Raw genomic sequence first — 19,461 nt, forward strand, 5'->3', positions numbered from 1 at the left:
GCCGCCGACAGCGCGTCTTGCGCTGCCGCATTTGATTGCTAAAGCAACCTCAGCTGAGCCAACGGACAGGTCATGGCCGATTTCATTCTCACCTTCTCCTGCCCCAATCGTCCGGGCATCGTCGCAGCCGTCGCCACCTCGCTCGTCTCCAGTGGCTACAACATCCTGGAGGCGCAGCAATTCGATGACGCTGAAACCGGTCACTTCTTCATGCGGGTTCTCTTCAATCCGGTGCTGGAAGGGGCCGACATTGAAGATTTTCGCGAGAAGCTCGCGGAGATCGGCGAGCGCTTCGAAATGGAGCTGACGCTGCGCGACCGCAGCGTGAAGCCGAAGGTCATGCTCCTCGTCTCGAAATTCGATCATTGCCTCGCCGATCTTCTCTACCGCTGGCGGATCGGCGAATTGCCGATGCAGATTACCGCCATCGTCTCCAACCATCCGCGCGAGGCGTTGCAGCTGCCGGAGCTCGATGAGGTGCCGTTTCATCATCTGCCGGTGACGGCCGCGACGAAGCCCGAACAGGAGGCGAAGCTCTGGGATCTGATCGAAGAGACGGAGACGGAGTTCGTCGTTCTCGCCCGCTACATGCAGGTCCTGTCAGACGAGCTGTCGACGAAGCTCGCCGGGCGCTGCATCAACATCCATCATTCGTTTCTGCCGGGCTTCAAGGGCGCCAAACCTTATCATCAGGCGCATGAGCGCGGTGTGAAGCTGATCGGGGCGACGGCGCATTTCGTCACGCCCGACCTCGACGAGGGGCCGATCATCGAGCAGGACGTGGAGCGCATCTCGCATCGCCATACGCCGGCCGATCTCATTGCCAAAGGCCGCGACATCGAACGTCGGGTGCTCGCACGCGCGCTGCACTATGTGCTCGACGACCGCGTCATCATCTCCGGACGAAAGACGGTGGTCTTCTACGATTAAAGGGAATCTTGCAGCAGCTTTCCGATCTTGCGCCGCTCCCGGCGCGAGCGGATCTGCTCGGAATCGCTGGTCGTCGGGCAGATCTGGATATCTCCGTCCTTGTGCCGGATCTCAAAGGTTCGGCGTGCCCCTGCGAGGAGATCGTCGGCACCGTAGACGATCACGGCGGTCAGCTCGAGAGATTGGACGGACGCGAGCCAGTCCTCGTTCGACCCGTGGCCCTCATTGTCGCCGATCGTCAAGATCAGGTCGTGGAACGTGCCGATATCGAGATATTCGCCGGCTTTCAGCGGCCCCTGCTTCATGCGCGAGCGCGGATCGGCATCGAGCCCGTCGCCGAGATCGCGGAGATCCGTCAGCTCCTGCCGGTAGGTGTTGTCGTTGGTGGTCACGAAGGCGATGAGGCTCGTCAGGTAGATCGCCTCCGAGCTCATATTGCTGATCAGGCAGCGCGCTTCCGTGCCAAGGCCCCCGCCGCGATTGATGAGGACGGTCGAGCGCCAGCGGCGCCTGTAGGCGACGAGCAGGAGCTGCAGGTAAACGAACCAGACGAGCAGCATGAGCAGGCTCGTAATGGCTGAGAAAGCGCCGGAATAGTGCTGGATCCAAGACCACATGCGCGCCGAAACTAGGCGGCACTTGCGACGCGTCTAGAGAGAGACGTCGGTTCTTCGTTTAGGCGCCATACTTTCCGCAGGAACGGGACCTCGGTGAGATCGTGCCCGAGGAGCCTGGGAAAGAAGAGCCTGGGAAAAGGTCATGAGCCGGAAAGATGGTGGGCGCGACAGGGATTGAACCTGTGACCCCTGCCGTGTGAAGGCAGTGCTCTCCCGCTGAGCTACGCGCCCGACTCGCAGCAGCGATTTGGCACGGAGCCGCGCCGCGGTCAAGCCGGCGCGCTCATTCCACGGCTGCCGATCCACCGCGCGTTTCAAGAAGCCTTGCGGCGAGCGCGGGTGTGAGCTGCGAATAGCTGTCGATGATGACGTCGGGACGAAGCTCGGCCATCGGTTTCGTCGTGTAGCCGAAAGGCACACCGATGACCGGGACGAAAGCCGCACGTGCCGCCGCGATATCGGCAGCCGAATCGCCGACCATCAAGGCAGCGTCGGGCTCTCCGCCCGCAGCTTCGATGGTTTCAAGAAGATGTGCCGGATCGGGTTTGCGCTTGGCGACCGAATCGGCGCCGAGCACGGCCTGAAATCGATTCAGAAGCCCGAGCTGATCGAGAAGCAGCTTCGACATGCCGACGCGCTTGTTGGTGCAGACGGCGAAACTCCAGCCTTGCGCTTCGAGCGTATCGAGCGCGCTCACAAGTCCCGGAAAGGGCCGGCTTTCGACGCAGATATGTTCCTCGTAATGAGCGAGGAAGACCTCCAGCAATCGGTCGAGTTCTTTCGGCGCCACCTTGCGCCCGGAGAGCTTCAGACCCTCTTCGATCATGGCGCGCGCACCACGCGAGATGCAGGGCATGATGCGTTCGCGCGGGGCAGGCGGCAGGCCGTGCCCGCCGAGGACATGGTCGAGGGTCGCCAGGAGATCGGGGGCGGTGTCGACGAGCGTGCCGTCGAGATCGAAGACGATGAGTGACATGGCGCCGGGCTAGCCGAGGCGCGAGGCGGGCGCAAGCCGGAGGTTTGCGCGCCCCGTGCCTTGAATGTGTCGTGGGGACGAGGAGGCTTGCGCCGCTGTGACGTCCTCGATCCCGGAGCGGATCTATCGAGGCGTCGGGTTGTCATCCGTCCCGCTCTGTCGCAAACGGGTTGCACGAAAGCGTATGATGATAGTGCGCGCAACCGGATGTGTTTCGCGGGATCAAGGCAGGCGGGGGCAAGGATGACGGATGATCTGAAACGCCAGGCGGCCGAGGCGGCTCTTGAGTTTGTCGAGGACGGCATGAAGCTCGGCCTCGGCACCGGGTCGACGGCGAGCTGGTTCGTGAAGCTTCTGGGCGAGAAGGTTCGCGCCGGCATGAATGTCGTCGGCGTCCCGACATCGGAGGCGACGGCCAGACTGGCGCAGGACGAGGGGATCGCGCTCACCTCTCTCGACGAGATCGACCGGCTAAATCTCACCGTCGACGGCGCCGACGAGATCGGCCCGGAGCTTGCCCTGATCAAGGGCGGCGGCGGGGCGCTGTTGCGCGAGAAGATCGTGGCTTCCGCTTCTGCGCGCATGCTCGTCATCGCCGATGCCGGCAAGCACGTCGAACATCTCGGGGCTTTTCCTCTGCCGATCGAGGTCGTGCGCTTCGGCAAGAAGGCGAGCGAACGCGCCATTGAAGAGCTGATTTCGAGGCTTGGCCTCCGTGCGGAACTCGCCTGGCGCACACGCGGCGGAGAGCTTTTTGCAACCGACGAAGGCCATGTCATCATCGATGCATCTTTTGGCCTCATTCCTGATCCAGAGGCGCTCGCGCGCGGCCTGTCGGAGATCCCCGGCGTCGTGGAGCACGGGCTCTTTCTCAACCTGGCCGAGACGGCGCTGATTGCCACGCCTGAGGGTGTGAAGAGGCTCACCCGCGCTTGATGCGGGCGTGACGTCGCCCGGCTTTTCCGTTATCGACGGCATCCAACGCGCCGTCACACATCAGGAGTTCTTCATGTTTCGGCTTTCCGCGCTTTGCCTGCTGCTGCTCGGGGCGGTGGTCCCGGTTTATCCCGCTGCAGCCCAGGACGCGAACCCGGCCCCGGCGACCGGCGCGCCGGCCGAACCTTCGGATGCGCAGATGGAGCTCGCCCGCAAGGTCCTGTCGGCCTCCGATCTGTCGCGCAGCTTCGATGAGATCCTTCCGGAAGTCGCAGACCAGGCGAAGATGACGCTCATCCGCTCCAATCCGCAGATGCAGCTCGGCATCATCGAGATCGTCGACCAGGTGGCCCTCGACATGGTCGACCGCCGCGCAGAGCTTGAAAAGCGGCTGGCGCGGATCTGGGCGATCAATTTCAGCGAAGGCGAACTCAACGATCTTCTCACCTTCTTTGAGACGGATACGGGTCAGAAATTCACCGGGACGCTCGTCGGCCTTTTGAGCGCGCAGGTTTCGGTGAGTCAGGCCTGGGCCAAGGAGATCGGCGACGAGATGCTGCGCCGTTCGACGCAGAAACTGCAGGAAATCTCCAAGAACGAAGCGAAGAGCCTGCAGGGCGAGACGAATCCGCAGTGAGCGGAGATGCATGAACCGACGCGCGTGCGCTGGCACGCGTGAGCGGATGCGGCGAGGGCGCTCGCCGAGCGACCAGGACGACAAACGGGATCTGCGATGACTGAGCGGCGCTACGACTACGACCTTTTCGTGATCGGGGCCGGTTCAGGCGGGGTCCGTGCGGCCCGCCGGGCGTCCGAAGCCGGCGCCCGGGTCGCTGTTGCCGAGGAAAGCCGTGTCGGCGGCACCTGTGTCATCCGGGGCTGCATCCCGAAAAAGTTCCTGGTCTACGCCTCGCAATTCGGCGAGGCCTTCGAAGACGCTGTCGGTTACGGCTGGTCTTACGAGAATGCGCGCTTCGACTGGCCGACGCTGATCGCCAACAAGGACCGCGAAATCGCTCGTCTTGAAGGCGTCTATCGCAGCAATCTTGAGAAATCGGGCGTCGAACTCATCAACGACCGCGCGGTTCTCGCCGGCGGTCATGAGATCGCGCTGAAACGCACCGGCACCACCGTCTCGGCTGAACGGATCTTGATCGCAACGGGCGGCAGGCCCAATCCGCACCGCGCGCTGCACGGACATGAGCTCTGCATCACTTCCGACGAGGCCTTTGAGCTTAAAAAGCTGCCGGAGAAGGTGGTGATCGCCGGCGGCGGCTACATCGCGGTTGAGTTTGCCGGGATATTTGCTGCCATGGGCGTGGAAACGACGATCCTCTATCGCGGCAAGGAGATCCTGCAGCGTTTCGACATGGATCTCCGGCGCCTCCTGCACGCCGAATACGAGAACAAGGGCATCCATATCCGCTGCCAGGACGTGCTCGGCCGCATCGAGAAAAAGAGCGATGGCTGGCTGCGCGGGACTTTTCTGGGGGGCGATTGTTATGACGCCGAGCAGATCATGCTCGCCGTCGGCCGCCTGCCCAACACCGAAGGGCTCGGGCTTGAAAAGCTCGGCATCCGCCAGGACAAGCGCGGCTCGATCTGCGTCGACGGGTATTCGAAGACCAATGTCGATCATGTCTGGGCGATCGGTGATGTGACCGACCGCATGCAATTGACGCCGGTCGCGATCCACGAGGCGATGTGTTTCGTCGATACGGTCTTCTGCGGGCGCCCGACCAAACCAGATTACGGCAGCGTGGCGACGGCCGTCTTCTCGCAGCCGGAGCTCGGCACCGTCGGCATGACGGAAGACCAGGCCCGCTGCGATATCGACAATCTGGCGATTTACAAGTCGGTCTTCAGGCCTCTGAAGAACACGCTGTCGGGCCGCTCCGAACGCATGCTGATGAAGCTCGTCGTCGATGCCGACACCGACAAGGTCCTGGGCGCGCATGTGCTCGGCCCGGATGCCGGCGAGATGGCGCAGCTTCTGGGTGTTTCCGTCAAGATGGGCGTGACGAAATCCGATTTCGACCGCACCATGGCCGTGCATCCGACCGCGGCGGAAGAACTCGTGACGATGTACAAGCCCTCCTACACGGTGCGCAAAGGCGAAGTGGTCGAGGCGGCGTGAAGGCAGGCCGATCCGTCCTACCGCCTCGTTCGCCGTAAGCTCCGCTTCAGGCAAGTGACATAAGACCGCCGTCGACATCGATGGACGGCAGCATGAAGCGGAAGATTGCGAACGGAACTGCTTGCATTGCGGTTGGCAGGGGGACGAAGGCGGGATGATGAGATTGCCGAAACTTCGCCTGAGGGGCGTCTGGGGGCGGCGCCTGGGGGTTTTCTGCCTTGGGCTTTCGGTCCTCCTTTTGGGAGGCGCAGGCAGTTACGCGGGCTACACCTATCTCAACGACAATTTCCACGTGGTGAAGGCCGGGAGCCTTTATCGCTCGGCGCAGCCTACACCGGAGCTGCTGGCCGACTGGAAGCAGCGCTATGGGCTGACGACCGTCGTGAACCTGCGCGGCGCCAATCCCGGCGCCCCGTGGTATGAGGCGGAAAAGGCGGCCGCAGCGCGCCTCGGGCTTCGCCTCATCGATTACAAGCTCTCGGCGAAGCGCGTCCTCTCGGGTGAAGAGACCTCGGGGCTCGTGTCGCTCCTCGCCGGGCTGGACGGACCGACGCTCGTCCATTGCATGAGCGGCGCCGACCGCAGCGGCATCGCCTCTGCCTATTATCTCGCAAGCGTCGCCAAGGCGGGCGAAGAGGAGGCCGAAAGCCAGCTGTCGCTCTGGTACGGCCATGTGCCGCTTTGGCTTTCGCCCTTCTACGCCATGGATATTTCCTTCGAGGCGGCGGAGCCGGGCTTCGGCTATCTCGATTCGTGAAGCTGGCGTCGGCGGATCGAAGAGGGCGCAAACCCAAGCAACTTCTTACTTTGTCAGTCTGCGACCTAGCTGTTCCTGGAGAGGGCGAGGCCAACGCCACTCGCCACAAACAGGCCGCCGGTCGTCTTGCGAATGCGGCTCATCACCTTCCTGGAGAGTTCGAGGCCCCGCACCCATGCTCCAACGCAGCCGTAAAACAGCGCAACGGAAAATGCGATGAACGCAACAACCGCGACCATTCCGCCAAGCTGCGCGAAGCTGTTCCCCTCAAGCGAAAGAAACTGAGGAAACAAGGCTGTGAAAAAGGCGATCGCCTTGGGATTGCTGATGGCCACGGTAAAGCCGCTCAGGAAGAGTTTCCGACGTGCCGTTTTGCACCGATCAACGTCGGCGTGAACCTGAAGCCGGCGGGATGCGGTGCGCCAGATCTGAACGCCGACATAGATGAGATAGGCCGCTCCCGCGTATTTGAGAGCGAGGAGGAGGCTGCCCGAGCTCGTAATCAGAAGTCCGAGCCCGACGGAGGCGGCGGTCGCCTGAAGCGTCGACGCCAGGGCGTTGCCGAAAGCCGTCGATATGGAGCGTAGCCACCCATGCGCCGCCCCGTGGGCAAACGCGATAAGTGTGCTCGGCCCCGGAACCAGGGAGACGCCCAGGACCGTAGCGGCGAAGATGATCCAGTAGTGCAAATCCATGGGAACCCCACCGCTCAGGGCTGTCGTCGCGGTCGATCATGCAGCGGGGCTGAATTTCCTTCAACTGGCGCGAAATGTCCTGGGTGCTCGAAAAGCACTGATGCGATCGTTGACGAGGGAGTCATGGCGAGTTGGCCCGCCGGTGATGTCTTCAGCCGCGCAGCCTGAGCCGCACCGCGCTCCAGGTGGCCAGGAGGCCGCCGAGGCCGAGAAGCGAGAAGGTGAGGCCCCAGGAGGTCGGCAGGGAGAGCGCCTGGCCGCGGGCCAGATCGAGCACGCTGCCGGCGGCCATCGGCGCAACGGCGCCCGCGCCGAAGCCGAGGAGCGAGCGAACGGCCAGCACCTTTCCGAGAACGCCGGGCGTCGTCGTCTCCGTCAGCGCGACGGTCAGCACCGGGGAATCTGCGATCGACGTCACCGCCTGCATCATGGCGAGCGTGATCAGGATTGCGAGCGGCGCGGCGACGAGCCAGCCGATGGAAAAGGAGAGCGCGGTCGACAGGGCCGCGATGCCGACGAGCACGCTCTTGCGGCCGAGACGGTCCGACAGCCCGCCCATGGAAAAGGTGGCGCCGGAGGCGAGGAGATGCATCGCCGCGATCAGGATGGCGCTCTGTCCGCTGGCGAGCCCGATGCCGTGGCCGGAGAGCGCAAAGGCGGCGGCGAGAAGCGCCGGCATCCACGCCCAGCCGCCGAGAAGCTCCCAGCAATGGAAGACGTAGCCGGCGGTCAAGAGCCTGGTGTCGCGCGCCCGCCAGATGGCGTCGAAGAGGCCTTCGCCCTTCGGCCGTTTGTGGATGGTGTTCGGCGTTTCTCGGAGAAGTAGGAGAATGAGGAGGGCGCCGATCGCCGGCGTCGCGCCGCAGACGACGAAGGCGGCCTGCCAGCCGCCGAGCGACAGCGCGGCCCCCGTCAGAGCGAGCGAGAAGGCATAACCGACGGATGTCGACCCGATGAGCCAGCCCATCGCGGTGCCGCGGCGGCGGTCCGTCGCCATCTCCGAAAACACCATGACGAGCGGCGTGTAGATGCCGCCCTGGGCGAGCCCGGTGAGGCCGTAGAGGACGATCGCGCTCGACCAGTCACGGGCAAAGAGGCCGAAGGCGAGCGAGGTGATGCCGGTTGCCACCGCTGAGACCTGCACCATGCGCTTGGCGCCGAAATAATCGGACGCCCAGGCGAAGAGGAAGAGCGAGACGGAATAGGAGAGCGTGAAAGCGGAGACGACGGCACCGGCGCGGGTCGCGGAGATTCCCCATGCGCTCTGCAGCACAGGGATCGAGGCGGCGCCGGTCATGAAGCTCGCATAGAGGAAGACGCGCGACAGGCAGACGAGGATCGTCCACCGTCCGACGGATTGGGCCATGAGGTGTCCTTCAGCGCCCGAGCGGCGCAGGCGAGCTATCGCTCAAAGACCGTGGGAGGTGGTGGCGTCAAGGGCGACAGGTGAGGTCAAGGTGAAAGCCTCGCCGGTTCACTCCGTGACGGCGCGTTCGAGGACGCTGGTGACGAGCTTGTTGAGGCTGACACCAGCACGCCTTGCCGCCGAAACGAGCTCGCGATGCAGGCGCGGCTCGGCGCGGACGACGAACTGCCCGGAATAGGGGCGTTCAGGCTCTTCCCCGCGCTCCCGGCAGAAGGCGAGGTAATCCTCCACAGACTCTTCGAGCGCCGTCTTGAGTTCATCGACGGAATTGCCCTGGAATGTGATCACGTCGCGCAGATTGACGACCTCGCCATGGAAGGTTTCGGCGTCTTCATCGAAGTTCACGACGGCCTCGTAGCCTTTGTAATGCATCACGTTCATGGCCGAACTCCCGCCTCGCTCAAAAAACGCCGAACCGAACGCAAGGCTCCCTTGTCAGTCTCCTTCTGCGGATGTGGTCTGTGAAAGACCGCACGAACGCCGTTGAGGGCGATCCGCACGCGCGAGCCTTGACCCTCGGTGATCTCCGCTCCGAGGGCACGCAGGGCTGCTTCGATGTCGCGCCACGCGAGCCCCGCTTGAAGAGGCTCCGCGAAGATTGCCTTGATCGTCACCCGGTGTCTTCGGCTAAGCTTCATATGATATCACATATCGGTATCGTTCAAGATGTTTCAGCGTTGCGGGGTTTTTTGGAGTTGGTTGAGGCTGGCGTCAGTCACGCTTTAAAGTTGAGTATTTTCACGCGAAAAGCCGGACGACAGACGGGATCGGCCCTACGTCTTTATGCTCCAGCGAGGGCTGGCGGCCCATGCGAGATCACCACCTGGAGGAGAGAACTGTGTTCACCTGTTTCGGCTACGGCTCGCTCGTCAATGCCGCGACGTTGATCCCGGATGTCGTCGCCGTGCCCGGCAAGCTCCGTGGCTGGCGACGGGCCTGGCGCCATTCCGGCGCCTCGAGCTATGGCGGCCGCTGCACGCTGACGGTGGTGCCGGATGCGGGCTGCGAGATCTGGGGTGCGATCGTGGCCTTGCCGCACGAGGAACGCCCGGCGCTCGACCGGCGCGAGGCGCAATATGACGTGGTGGCTCCCTCCGAAGAGGCCGTGACCTGGCTTGCAGGGCGTCCGGAAGGCTGGCCCGACCCGCATCTCTATGTCGGCCATGAAGAGTACGGGCGGCCAGGAGACGCGGACAATCCGATCATGCTGTCTTATCTCGACGTGGTGCTGTCGGGCTTTCACGCTGTCTATGGCGAGGCGGGGATTGCGCATTTTCTGGAGACGACGGCGGATTGGCATGTGCCGATCCTCGATGACCGCGCTGCCCCGCGTTATCCGCGCGCACTTGCTTTGGACGAGCGTCAACACGCGCGCGTCGACGAAGCCATTGCCGCCGCCGGTGCAACGAAGATCTCGCTTTAGTGTTATACACATAGAAGAACTTCTATGTTTGAAGGCTCTTCTGTATAAAAGACGATGCGGAGAGCTGGCCATAAGAGCCGGCCGAAACCTGGGAGGCATAGCCAATGATGGACGATGTGAAAGTCTGGTCTGGCGAGAAACGTTTCTGGCTGGAAGGATCTGAGGCCTTCGACGCTCTTATGGACGACGAATGCCTGATGGTGTTTCCGGGTATGGGCGTGATGCCGGCGATGGAAACACGCGATGCGCTGCGCCACGCGCCGCGCTGGTCATCGGTCGACTTTGCTGATTGCAAGATCGCCCGCCCCGACGCCGACACTCTGGTGCTCGCCTACAAGGCGGAGGGCCATCGTGACGGTGACACGCCGTACCGGGCCTATTGCAGCTCCACCTATCGCTGCCACGATCACAGGTGGAAGCTCGTGCAGCATCAGCAGACGCCATTGCGGTGACGGGCTGACACGCGTCTTGAAGAAGAGATCGCTTCCGATGCGAAACCTCTCGAGGAGGGGACATCGGAGGCGGTCTGATCAGAGGCCCGGAAGGCAAGAAAATCGGCCAGAGACGGTTGGAAACCGCCTATGCGGGGCCGGTCAGAGATGCGGCCGCGGCATGACCGACATTTCCGCTGTCTTGTCGCCCGGCCGCGCCGGGCGACAGCCGATGAGTGTTTCGGCAACGAGATGGTCGACGACGGCTTTGAGCGCCTCGTCTTCGCTGGCACCATCTTTCAGAGCTTTTTCGTAGGTGGCGATCTGCTTGTCGGCGCTGGTGCCGCCTGAGGCGATGGCGCGGATGCGCTCCACCTCCGACGTGCAGCCGAAATGGTCGGCGTCTTCCGCGATGAGATCGATCAATTCGCCGACGAGGTCGACGAACGGGACGACGGCGCCGCGGCCAAAGTCGATGAGGTTCCCGGCCGCGCCGTGGCGCTGCGCGATCCAGCGGTTTTCCGCAATGAGCGCCATCGGATAATGCCGCCAGCGCTGGTTCTTGCGCCTGAGGCGCCAGAGCATGCGGGCGAGACAGCGGAAAGTGGCGGCGATCGCGATCGCATCGTCGAGACGGGTGCACACATCGGTGATCCGCATCTCGATCGTCGGAAAGCGCACCGACGGGCGGAGGTCCCACCAGATCTTGGTCGCATCCTCGATGACGCCGGCGCCCGTCAGAACGGAGACGAAGCGCTCGAACTCGCCGAAGGACGAGAAACGCTCCGGCGGGCCGGAACGCGGCAAAGCATCGAAAACGGTGAGACGGAAGGATTTGAGCCCCGCCTTGCGCCCCTGCCAGAACGGCGAGGAGGTGGAGAGACACAGAAGATGCGGCAGGAAATATGCGAGCTGATTGTGCAGATCCATCCGCAGCTCGTCGTCCTCGACGCCCACATGCACATGCATGCCGCAGATGATGAGCCGCCGGCCGACCACCTGCAGGCTTTCGGCGATTTCCCGATAGCGCGGCTTGTCGGTGGCGCGCTGGTCCCGCCATTTGGCGAAGGGGTGCGTGGAGGCCGCCATCGGGGCGAGGCCGTATTTGTCGGCCTCTTCGGCGATCGTGCCACGAAGCTCGGCGAGGGCGGCTCGTGCAGCCGGAAGATCGGCGCAGACGGGCGTGCCGACTTCGATCTGGCAGCGCAGAAATTCCGGCGCCACCGAATTGCCGTGAGTTTCCTGGCAGGCGGCAAGAAGTTCGGCCGGCGGGTCGACGCACAAATCGCGACTCGTCTTGTCGACGAGGAGGTATTCCTCCTCGATACCGATGGTGAAGCGTGGTTCGTCGCGATCCATCCTTGGATTGTGCGGGCTCGCCGGTCTCGGCGCAAGCACAACCAAACCGTTATACCGCGTATCGGCGTCGCGGGTCGCGATCGCTTGGGTTGACGCTCAAGGCCTAAGGGGCGATAGCGTTGCGGCGAACTGCCGCCGGTCACGAGGATCGGGGTTCCGGCCATATGGGCCGTCTTTTTGAAAGTTGGTGCGATGGAAACGAAGTGGACGCCGTCGAGCTGGAGATCCCGGCCGATCGAGCAGGTGCCGGATTATCCAGATCCTGAGCTTCTCGCCAGTGTCGAGGGCCGCCTTGCCGCCTATCCGCCGCTCGTTTTTGCAGGCGAAGCCCGCAAGCTGAAGCGGCATCTCGGCGAAGTGGCCGAGGGGCGCGCTTTTCTCTTGCAGGGCGGCGATTGCGCCGAGAGCTTTGCCGAGCATGGCGCCGACAACATTCGCGATTTCTTCCGTGTCTTCCTGCAGATGGCCGTGGTTCTGACTTTTGCAGGCCGTTCGCCGGTGGTGAAGGTCGGCCGCATCGCCGGCCAGTTCGCCAAGCCGCGCTCCGCGCCGACGGAAAAGCAGGGCGATCTCGAGCTGCCGACCTATCGCGGCGACATCATCAACGGTATCGAGTTCGAGGATGCCGTGCGCCAGCCGGACCCGATGCGCCTTGAAATGGCGTACCGGCAGTCGGCCGCGACGCTCAATCTTCTGCGCGCCTTCGCCCAGGGCGGCTTCGCCAATCTGGAGCATGTGCACCAATGGATGCTGGGCTTCATCCAGGACAGCCCACAGGCCTCCCGCTATCAGGCGCTCGCTGATCAGATCAGCGAGACGCTCGGCTTCATGCACGCGATCGGGCTCGACGCCGAATCGACGCCTTCGCTGCGCCAGACGGATTTCTTCACCAGCCACGAGGCGCTGCTCTTGGGTTACGAGCAGGCGCTGACGCGGGTCGATTCCACCTCCGGAGACTGGTACGCGACGTCGGGTCATATGCTGTGGATCGGCGATCGCACGCGCCAGCCGGATCATGCGCATATCGAATTCTGCCGGGGCGTGAAGAACCCGATCGGTTTGAAATGCGGTCCCTCGCTCGATGCCGACGGGCTGTTGCGGCTCATCGATATCCTGAACCCGACGAACGAGGCGGGCCGGCTCACCCTCATCACCCGCTTCGGTTCGGAAGAGATCGGCAAGTATCTGCCGAAGCTCATCCGCAAGGTGGAGCGCGAGGGCCGCAAAGTCGTGTGGTCGTGCGACCCGATGCACGGCAACACGGTGAAGGCGGCGAACGGCTACAAGACGCGCCCTTTCAGCTCGATCCTCGGCGAGGTGGAGAGCTTCTTCGCCATCCACGCGGCGGAAGGAAGCCATGCCGGCGGCGTGCATATCGAGATGACCGGCAAGAACGTGACGGAATGCCTGGGTGGCGCGCGTCCGGTGGAGGTGGAGCATCTCTCCGACCGCTACCACACGCATTGCGATCCGCGCCTCAACGCCGATCAGGCGCTGGAGCTTGCTTTCCTGATTGCCGAATTGCTGCGTAAGGATCGGATGAGCCGCGAAGCGCGTCAGCGCGCTTCGGCCTGAATGACCGAACTTTCCGGCAGCTGCCTGTGCGGCGCGGTGCGCTTCTCCGTCTCCGGAGAAGTGCGCCAGGTCGTTTCCTGCCACTGCACCCAGTGCCGCAAGCAATCGGGGCATTTCTGGGCGACGAGTGCGGCCAGGAAGGCCGACATGGAAATCGTCGGCACGGAATATGTGCGCTGGTACCAGGCCACGGCGGAGGCCCGCCGTGGCTTCTGCGAATTATGCGGATCGCTTCTCTTCTTTGAAGGAAAAGGCCGTGAAGACGTGGCTTTTTCTGCCGGAGCACTCGACGGCGAGACGGGTCTTAAGACCGAAGCGCATGTTTTCGTGGCGGAGAAGGGCGACTATTACCAGATAGCTGCCGGGGAACCGCAGTTCGACGGTCGCGATTAAGCCGAGTAGTCGACATAGCCGAGGTGAGATGCCCGTGAACGAGACGCCGAGACAGGGCCGCGATTCCGTCGCGGGAAACCGCAAACGCCAGGCCGCCCTTCCCGGACAGGGCGGGCTGAAGCGGATCATGTCGGCGTCCTCGAATTCCATGCGCGGCTTGAAGAATGCGATTGGAACCGAAGCGGCCGTGCAGCAGGAGATGGCCGTGCTCGCGATCGGCGTGCCGCTCTCCTTCTTCATCGCCAGCAATCCGTGGATCTGGCTTGCCATGGTCGGCTCGCTCTTCTTCATCCTGACGGTCGAACTCCTCAACACGGCGATCGAGCGCCTGTGCAACCACGTGACGCCCGAGCATCACGAGGCGATCCGTGTGACCAAGGACATCGCATCCGCTGCCGTGTTTTTTGCACTCTCCCTTGGCGGGCTCATCTGGGCGGTTGCCGTCATCGAGCGCTTTGGCTGGCTGCACTGATCCGGCCGACCTCGGTCACGCTCCCGACCGGCCCCTCGTCTCGCGGGCTCCTGACCGTTCGACCGTTTCAGCCATTGCTGCTGAAGCGCCGCGGGATTAACTGACAGGGGTCAGAGGGAGAGGGGCTTCATGACCACCGACACTCTGCGCATCGCCCTTGCGCAGCTCAACCCGATCGTGGGTGACGTTTCCGGCAACCTGAAGAAGGCGCTGAAGGCGCACGGCGAGGCCGCGAAAGCGGGTGCCGATCTCATCGTCTACAGCGAGCTCTTCCTCTCCGGCTATCCGCCGGAGGATCTGGTGCTTCGACGCGCCTTCCAGGATGCCTGCCTGGAGGCTCTCGATGAACTCGTGGCGGCCACGGCGGACGGCGGCCCCGGAATTCTCATCGGGCTTCCCTATCGCGACAACGGCAACCTTCATAATTCCGTGGCGCTTGCCGATGGCGGCGAATTGATCGGTCTGCGCCATAAGGTCGACCTGCCCAACTATGCCGTCTTCGACGAAAAGCGGGTCTTCGATGCCGGCCCGCTGCCCGGCCCCATCGGCTTTCGCGGCGTGCGCCTTGGCATACCGATCTGCGAGGACATCTGGACCGACGAGGTGACGGAATGTCTGGCCGAGACGGGGGCTGAGCTTCTGATCGTGCCGAACGGGTCGCCCTACGAGCGCATCAAGCCGGACGTGCGCATGCAGGTGGCCCTGGAGCGCGTCGTCGAAACCGGCCTGCCGATGATCTATCTGAACCAGGTCGGCGGTCAGGACGAACTCGTCTTCGATGGCGGTTCGTTCGGCTTCGAGCGCGATCGTCGGCTCGCTTTCCAGATGCCGCAGTTCGAGGAATCCGTGGCGCTCACCCTCTGGGAGCGCAGCGACGCGGGCTGGACATGCCGTGAAGGCCCGATGGCGCGGCTGTCGGACCAGATGACGGCCGATTGGCGCGCCTCCGTTCTGGGGCTCAAGGATTACGTCAGCAAGAACCGCTTTCCGGGCGTCGTGCTGGGGCTTTCCGGCGGCATCGATTCTGCGATCTGTGCCGCGATTGCCGTCGATGCGCTGGGGCCGGAGCGCGTGCATTGCGTGATGATGCCCTACCGCTACACCTCGTCGGAGAGCCTCAAGGACGCCAAGGAATGCGCCGAGGCGCTCGGCGTGCGCTATGACATCGTGCCGATCGCCGAGGCGGTCGAGGGCTTCGACCGGATGCTGGAGGAGCTTTTTGCCGGCCATCCCTCGGACGTGACGGAAGAGAATATCCAGTCACGCGTCCGCGGGACGCTCTTGATGGCGATCTCCAACAAGTTCGGCTCCATGGTCGTGACGACCGGCAACAAGTCGGAAATGTCCGTCGGCTATGCGACCCTCTATGGCGACATGAACGGCGGCTTCAACCCGATCAAGGATCTCTACAAGACCGAGGTCTACCGTCTGTCGCACTGGCGCAATGACAACCGCCCCGACGGTCTCCTCGGGCCAGAGGGCGTCGTCATTCCGGAGAACATCATCGACAAGGCCCCGACGGCAGAGTTGCGGGAGGGGCAGAAGGATCAGGATTCGCTTCCCCCTTACGAGATCCTCGACGGCATCCTTCAGGGCCTGGTGGAGCGCGAGGAAAGCGCCGCCGAACTCATCGAAAAGGGCTACGAGGCCGATACGGTGAAGCGGGTGCAGAAGCTTCTTTATATCGCCGAATACAAACGGCGGCAGGCAGCGCCCGGCGTGAAAATCTCGTCCAAGAACTTCGGCCGCGACCGGCGCTATCCGATCGTCAACGGCTGGCGCGACGCGGTGTGAGGGCTCGCCTCGGGTCAGCCCGGCGGGTTGATCGTCTTGACGAGAATTTTTCCGTCGCTCTTGTCGAACCAGACTTCGCCATTGCCGATCATCGCGCCCTGATCGCGGATGAAGAGCGCGCCGTAGCTCGCATCTTCGATCGCCGAACGCACGCCGGGCGTGAAGATGTCGTCGAAGGCGGCGAGAAACGCGTCGCGATCGGCATAGCTCTGGGCACCGTCCGGCCCGTAGACATTCAGCGGGTAGCGCATCATGGCGGCAAGCGCGTCATGATCGTCTGAGCGCGTCGCCTCCTGCAAATGGCTCAGGAAGTCGCGCGCCTCGGCGGGATTGTCGATGCCGGCCATATCGAGACGCTCGTCGACCGGACAGGGGGCATTCGGGTCGGTGCACGCATCGGCGAAAGCGGCCGAAGCGGTGGCGGCGAGGAGGCCTGCGGCAAGATATAGGCTACGGCTCCACATCGTCTGATCTCCTCTCGCTCTCAAATGTCGTCGCGATAATGCTCGCGCAAGGAATACAACTCGCGCTATCTTGAATTGTTCAAAGTCAAAATGGGGCGTGGATAAAGCAAGATCGCTGTGGTTCCTCAGAGGTTGCTGCAAGCCTCGCGCAAGCTTCCCCGATTAGAGTGCAACGGCAGGATCAGATCTATCTTTTGCCTGCATCGTTTGCTTCGTCATCGCCCTTCCGCCCCAAGCTCGAGGGTCGGGGCGGCGTGACCAGGAGACGGAAATGTCGGGCGACATGAAGGTGACGGCCTCCAGGATCGACCGGGTCGAGCGGATCCGTGCGATGCTGGAAATCCGCGAACGTATGAAAGAGGCGCGCCGCCGCTCGAAGCATGACGACGAGACGGATGAAGACCGCCTCGCGATCGAAGGGCCGAAGCGTTCCTACGAGGATGCGGAATAGTCTTCCACGGCCTTTGCAGGTCAGAACAGCTCTCGTCGTGATTGCGCCTTGGCGGGCGAAAAGCTAAGTCCCCTCGCCATGGCTTCTCCGATCGTTCGTTTCGCGCCGTCGCCGACCGGCCGCATTCATGCCGGCAACGCCCGCACTGCGCTCTACAACTGGTTCTTCGCCCAGAAAGAGGGTGGAAAGTTCATCCTGCGCTTCGACGACACCGACGAGGCGCGCTCGACGCGCGAATTCGCCGATGCGATCGAGGAGGATCTCGCCTGGCTCGGGATTTCGCCGGACCGCATCGAGCGTCAGTCACTCAGGCTGGCATCGTATGAAGAGGCGGCCGAGGCGCTGAAGGCCGCCGGGCTGCTTTATCCCTGTTATGAGACGCCGGAAGAGCTGGAGCGGCAAAGGAAGCGCCGGCTCGGCCGCGGCCTGCCGCCGGTCTACGACCGCCGGGCGCTGAAGCTGACCGACGAAGAGCGGGCAGCATTCGAGGCGGAGGGAAGACAGCCGCATTGGCGGTTTCTTTTGCCGAATTTCTCCGACGACCCGTTCGCGACCGTGCGCACCGAGCGGAGCTGGGAAGACGTCTTCCGTGGCCCGCAATCCGTCGATCTTGCGTCTCTGTCCGATCCCGTGCTCGTGCGCGGCGACGGCACGTTTCTCTATACGCTGCCTTCCGTGGTCGATGATCGCGATATGGGCGTCACCCATGTCCTGCGCGGCGACGACCATGTGACCAATACCGGCGTGCAGCTTGCGCTTTTCGAGGCGCTTCAGGCGACGCCGCCGGCCTTCGGTCACCACAATCTGTTGCAGACGGAGGCGGGCGAGGGCTTTTCCAAGCGTTACGAATCTCTGTCTCTGGCGGCGCTCCGTCGCGATGGCATCGAAGCGGTGGCGCTTGCCGCCTATGCGAGCCTCATCGGCACCGGCCAGTCGGTGCAGCCGGTGAACGACCTTGCCGAGCTCGTGGCGCTTTTCGATCCGACGAAGGTGAACCGCGCCCCGGCGCGCTTCTCCGTCGGCGAGTTGAAGAACCTCAACTCACGCATTCTTGCGCATCTGCCCTATGAGGCCGTGTCGGAACGGCTGGAGGAGGCGGGCGTCAAGGGCGGCGAAACCTTCTGGCATGCCGTCCAGGGCAATATTGAGAAGCTCGCCGACGCCGCCTTCTGGTGGCGGGTCGTGCGCGATCCCATCGAGCCGGCGATCGAGCCGGAGGATGCGGACTTCCTGCGGCAAGCGGCTGAACTGCTGCCCGAGGAACCCTTCGACGAGACCACCTGGGGAACCTGGACGCAGGCCGTGAAAGAGAAGACCGGCCGGCGCGGCAAGGGGCTTTTCCTGCCGCTTCGCCGCGCGCTGACGGGCGTTACTTCTGGACCGGAGCTACGAGAACTCCTTCCTTTTTTGGGCCGCCCCAATACACTGGCCCGACTATGCGCACCTTGCTCCGGGACTGAGACCCCGTAGCCTCGTCGCTCTTGCCGGTTGCGGCCTTGCCGGAGCCTGAGCTGGAGAGGTCTTCGTCCGGTGTGGAAGTGGTCTTCGCGGCCGTCTCCTTCGTGTCGCCGTTTTCAGGCTCCGAGGCGCCGCTTCCCGCACTCTCTTCGTTCTCGGATGGCGTCTGCGCCGCCGTATCCGGTCCTGCCGGCGCGGTATCTTCCGTTGCCGTTGTGGGCGTGTCGTTGCCGTCCTCGGATGGCTCTTCCGCGGTGGGATTGGACGGGCCGCGCAAGGTCGCGATATCGGGGGCGTCCGGACGCGCCTGCGGCAGGCTCTCGGGCCGCGACATCTGCGGCTGCGCGCCAGGTGCCGCGTCGGGGCGCGGCGTCGCGAGGATGGAGAAATTGCTGTCGCCGTTTCGGCAGGAACAGGCGGCGCTCACTTCCTTGCGATAGTCGAGCGCATTGGGCAGGGCCGCGTAAGGCTCGCCCGACAAGGACATCATATTGGCCGGATTGTCGTCGCCGCTTGGCTGATAATAGAGCTCCGCATCGCCGCCCGGACACATGGACTGGCAGGCGGCCTCGTCCTGCGCGAAACGCTCGGCCGTCGTGGCGAAGCTGATCGGGAAATAATAGCCGTCGCAGCGGCGCACGCACAATGTGCGGTAGCTGCCCCCGAAAGACGGGGCGAAGGTCGGCTCGGGGATTCCAGGCGCGGGTTCTGGATAGACAGGCTCCCGCGCCATGAAGGGTTCAATGCCGCAACCGCGCCGGACGAGAAGCTCGCGCACGCGGTCGGCCCGGCGCAGATCCTGCGGGCGGTCATAGCGCATGGAAAGCGCCTCGAGCCTGTCGAGATTGGCGCGCATCCGTTGCATCTGCCCGATCATGTCGGCGCACTGGCGCGATGCCGGGCCTTCCGCGAAGGGAAATCCGCCCCCGAGGCAGCCGGCTGCCGCCGCCCGGTCTTCGGCCTGTTGCAGAACGGCCGCCTGCTCCTGCCAGGCCTCTCGATACTCCTGCGCGCGCGGATCGGGTGTCGCCGCCTGGCTTTCCAGCCGCGCAAGCTCCGCTTCGAGGCCCTCGCAGGTGAGCGCAGCGGCAGGTTGCGTCGCTGCGACGAGAACCGCGGCGGCAAAAGACGCCGTGATCAAACTGGCTGCTTTTCGCAATGCCTGTC

At 63.7% G+C, this 19,461-nt stretch carries 22 protein-coding genes and 1 tRNA gene; 13 read left to right on the forward strand and 10 right to left on the reverse strand.

What is annotated here, in order from left to right; translation table 11 throughout:
* Positions 1-72: 72 nt before the first annotated feature.
* Positions 73-930 carry a formyltetrahydrofolate deformylase gene (gene purU / locus L0F51_RS18890; protein ID WP_234630699.1) on the forward strand — a complete coding sequence of 286 codons (858 nt, stop codon included), beginning with the start codon at positions 73-75 and terminating at the stop codon, positions 928-930.
* On the opposite strand, the gene L0F51_RS18895 is transcribed toward purU, so the two are convergent.
* The 3 genes from L0F51_RS18895 to gph form a co-directional block, all read right to left on the reverse strand.
* The gene (locus L0F51_RS18895) at positions 927-1,547 is read right to left on the reverse strand and encodes a hypothetical protein (protein WP_234630700.1); all 621 of its coding nucleotides are present in this window, start codon (positions 1,545-1,547) and stop codon (positions 927-929) included. The two genes, purU and L0F51_RS18895, sit on opposite strands and share 4 nt — an antisense overlap.
* 156 nt (positions 1,548-1,703) lie before the next feature.
* A tRNA-Val gene (locus tag L0F51_RS18900) sits at positions 1,704-1,778 on the reverse strand.
* Between the two features lie 52 nt (positions 1,779-1,830).
* Complete coding sequence (gene gph, locus L0F51_RS18905) at positions 1,831-2,523, reverse strand: phosphoglycolate phosphatase (protein ID WP_234630701.1); 693 nt, start codon at positions 2,521-2,523, stop codon at positions 1,831-1,833.
* A 243-nt stretch (positions 2,524-2,766) separates the two neighbouring features.
* Here gph and rpiA point away from each other — a divergent pair, with 243 nt between their 5' ends.
* The 4 genes from rpiA (at position 2,767) to L0F51_RS18925 (ending at position 6,353) form a co-directional block, all read left to right on the forward strand.
* A complete protein-coding gene (gene rpiA, locus L0F51_RS18910) occupies positions 2,767-3,459 on the forward strand; it encodes a ribose-5-phosphate isomerase RpiA (RefSeq protein WP_234630702.1) in 693 nt (230 codons plus the stop codon).
* A gap of 73 nt (positions 3,460-3,532) precedes the next feature.
* The gene (locus L0F51_RS18915) at positions 3,533-4,096 is read left to right on the forward strand and encodes a DUF2059 domain-containing protein (RefSeq protein ID WP_234630703.1); all 564 of its coding nucleotides are present in this window, start codon (positions 3,533-3,535) and stop codon (positions 4,094-4,096) included.
* 96 nt (positions 4,097-4,192) lie between these two features.
* Positions 4,193-5,596, forward strand: coding sequence for a glutathione-disulfide reductase (gene gor, locus L0F51_RS18920; RefSeq protein WP_234630704.1), 1,404 nt, complete (start codon positions 4,193-4,195; stop codon positions 5,594-5,596).
* A 163-nt stretch (positions 5,597-5,759) separates the two neighbouring features.
* Positions 5,760-6,353: a tyrosine-protein phosphatase gene (locus tag L0F51_RS18925; RefSeq protein WP_234630705.1), complete on the forward strand. Its 594-nt coding sequence runs from the start codon at positions 5,760-5,762 to the stop codon at positions 6,351-6,353.
* A 65-nt stretch (positions 6,354-6,418) separates the two neighbouring features.
* Here L0F51_RS18925 and L0F51_RS18930 read toward each other — a convergent pair whose 3' ends face one another.
* From L0F51_RS18930 to L0F51_RS18945, 4 genes are all read right to left on the reverse strand, one after another.
* Positions 6,419-7,048: a LysE family translocator gene (locus L0F51_RS18930; protein ID WP_234630706.1), complete on the reverse strand. Its 630-nt coding sequence runs from the start codon at positions 7,046-7,048 to the stop codon at positions 6,419-6,421.
* A gap of 151 nt (positions 7,049-7,199) precedes the next feature.
* Positions 7,200-8,414 (reverse strand): MFS transporter, encoded by a 1,215-nt coding sequence (locus L0F51_RS18935; protein ID WP_234630707.1) that lies wholly within the window; start codon positions 8,412-8,414, stop codon positions 7,200-7,202.
* A 108-nt stretch (positions 8,415-8,522) separates the two neighbouring features.
* Positions 8,523-8,855 carry a type II toxin-antitoxin system HicB family antitoxin gene (locus L0F51_RS18940; protein ID WP_234630708.1) on the reverse strand — a complete coding sequence of 111 codons (333 nt, stop codon included), beginning with the start codon at positions 8,853-8,855 and terminating at the stop codon, positions 8,523-8,525.
* On the reverse strand, positions 8,852-9,112 hold the full coding sequence (locus tag L0F51_RS18945) for a type II toxin-antitoxin system HicA family toxin (protein ID WP_234630709.1): 261 nt from the start codon (positions 9,110-9,112) through the stop codon (positions 8,852-8,854). The genes L0F51_RS18940 and L0F51_RS18945 overlap by 4 nt, the downstream gene beginning before the upstream one ends.
* Before the next feature lie 200 nt (positions 9,113-9,312).
* Here L0F51_RS18945 and L0F51_RS18950 point away from each other — a divergent pair, with 200 nt between their 5' ends.
* Both L0F51_RS18950 and L0F51_RS18955 read left to right on the forward strand, forming a co-directional pair.
* A complete protein-coding gene (locus L0F51_RS18950; RefSeq protein WP_234630710.1) occupies positions 9,313-9,897 on the forward strand; it encodes a gamma-glutamylcyclotransferase family protein in 585 nt (194 codons plus the stop codon).
* 104 nt (positions 9,898-10,001) lie between these two features.
* Positions 10,002-10,349 carry a DUF4440 domain-containing protein gene (locus tag L0F51_RS18955; protein ID WP_234630711.1) on the forward strand — a complete coding sequence of 116 codons (348 nt, stop codon included), beginning with the start codon at positions 10,002-10,004 and terminating at the stop codon, positions 10,347-10,349.
* A gap of 141 nt (positions 10,350-10,490) precedes the next feature.
* Here L0F51_RS18955 and L0F51_RS18960 read toward each other — a convergent pair whose 3' ends face one another.
* Positions 10,491-11,687 carry a carboxylate-amine ligase gene (locus L0F51_RS18960; protein ID WP_234630712.1) on the reverse strand — a complete coding sequence of 399 codons (1,197 nt, stop codon included), beginning with the start codon at positions 11,685-11,687 and terminating at the stop codon, positions 10,491-10,493.
* Positions 11,688-11,879: 192 nt separating this feature from the next.
* Here L0F51_RS18960 and L0F51_RS18965 point away from each other — a divergent pair, with 192 nt between their 5' ends.
* From L0F51_RS18965 to L0F51_RS18980, 4 genes are all read left to right on the forward strand, one after another.
* Positions 11,880-13,262 carry a class II 3-deoxy-7-phosphoheptulonate synthase gene (locus L0F51_RS18965; protein WP_234630713.1) on the forward strand — a complete coding sequence of 461 codons (1,383 nt, stop codon included), beginning with the start codon at positions 11,880-11,882 and terminating at the stop codon, positions 13,260-13,262.
* On the forward strand, positions 13,263-13,655 hold the full coding sequence (locus L0F51_RS18970; protein ID WP_234630714.1) for a GFA family protein: 393 nt from the start codon (positions 13,263-13,265) through the stop codon (positions 13,653-13,655).
* 34 nt (positions 13,656-13,689) lie between these two features.
* On the forward strand, positions 13,690-14,127 hold the full coding sequence (locus L0F51_RS18975; protein WP_234630715.1) for a diacylglycerol kinase: 438 nt from the start codon (positions 13,690-13,692) through the stop codon (positions 14,125-14,127).
* Positions 14,128-14,256: 129 nt separating this feature from the next.
* On the forward strand, positions 14,257-15,921 hold the full coding sequence (locus tag L0F51_RS18980; protein ID WP_234630716.1) for an NAD+ synthase: 1,665 nt from the start codon (positions 14,257-14,259) through the stop codon (positions 15,919-15,921).
* 14 nt (positions 15,922-15,935) lie between these two features.
* Here the strand turns inward: L0F51_RS18980 and L0F51_RS18985 are convergent, their stop codons facing one another.
* Positions 15,936-16,385, reverse strand: coding sequence for a hypothetical protein (locus L0F51_RS18985; RefSeq protein ID WP_234630717.1), 450 nt, complete (start codon positions 16,383-16,385; stop codon positions 15,936-15,938).
* 271 nt (positions 16,386-16,656) lie between these two features.
* On the opposite strand from L0F51_RS18985, the gene L0F51_RS18990 reads away from it, so the two are divergent.
* Together L0F51_RS18990 and L0F51_RS18995 are read left to right on the forward strand one after the other, a co-directional pair.
* Positions 16,657-16,836: a hypothetical protein gene (locus tag L0F51_RS18990; protein ID WP_128292923.1), complete on the forward strand. Its 180-nt coding sequence runs from the start codon at positions 16,657-16,659 to the stop codon at positions 16,834-16,836.
* Between the two features lie 78 nt (positions 16,837-16,914).
* Entirely contained in the window at positions 16,915-18,306 is a 1,392-nt protein-coding gene (locus L0F51_RS18995) for a glutamate--tRNA ligase (protein WP_234630718.1), read from the forward strand.
* Here the strand turns inward: L0F51_RS18995 and L0F51_RS19000 are convergent.
* The gene (locus L0F51_RS19000; protein ID WP_234630719.1) at positions 18,206-19,435 is read right to left on the reverse strand and encodes a DUF2865 domain-containing protein; all 1,230 of its coding nucleotides are present in this window, start codon (positions 19,433-19,435) and stop codon (positions 18,206-18,208) included. The genes L0F51_RS18995 and L0F51_RS19000 overlap by 101 nt on opposite strands.
* Positions 19,436-19,461 lie beyond the last annotated feature (26 nt).

The sequence above is a fragment of the Afifella sp. H1R genome (genome assembly GCF_021462425.1).
GTDB lineage: Bacteria > Pseudomonadota > Alphaproteobacteria > Rhizobiales > Afifellaceae > Afifella > Afifella aestuarii.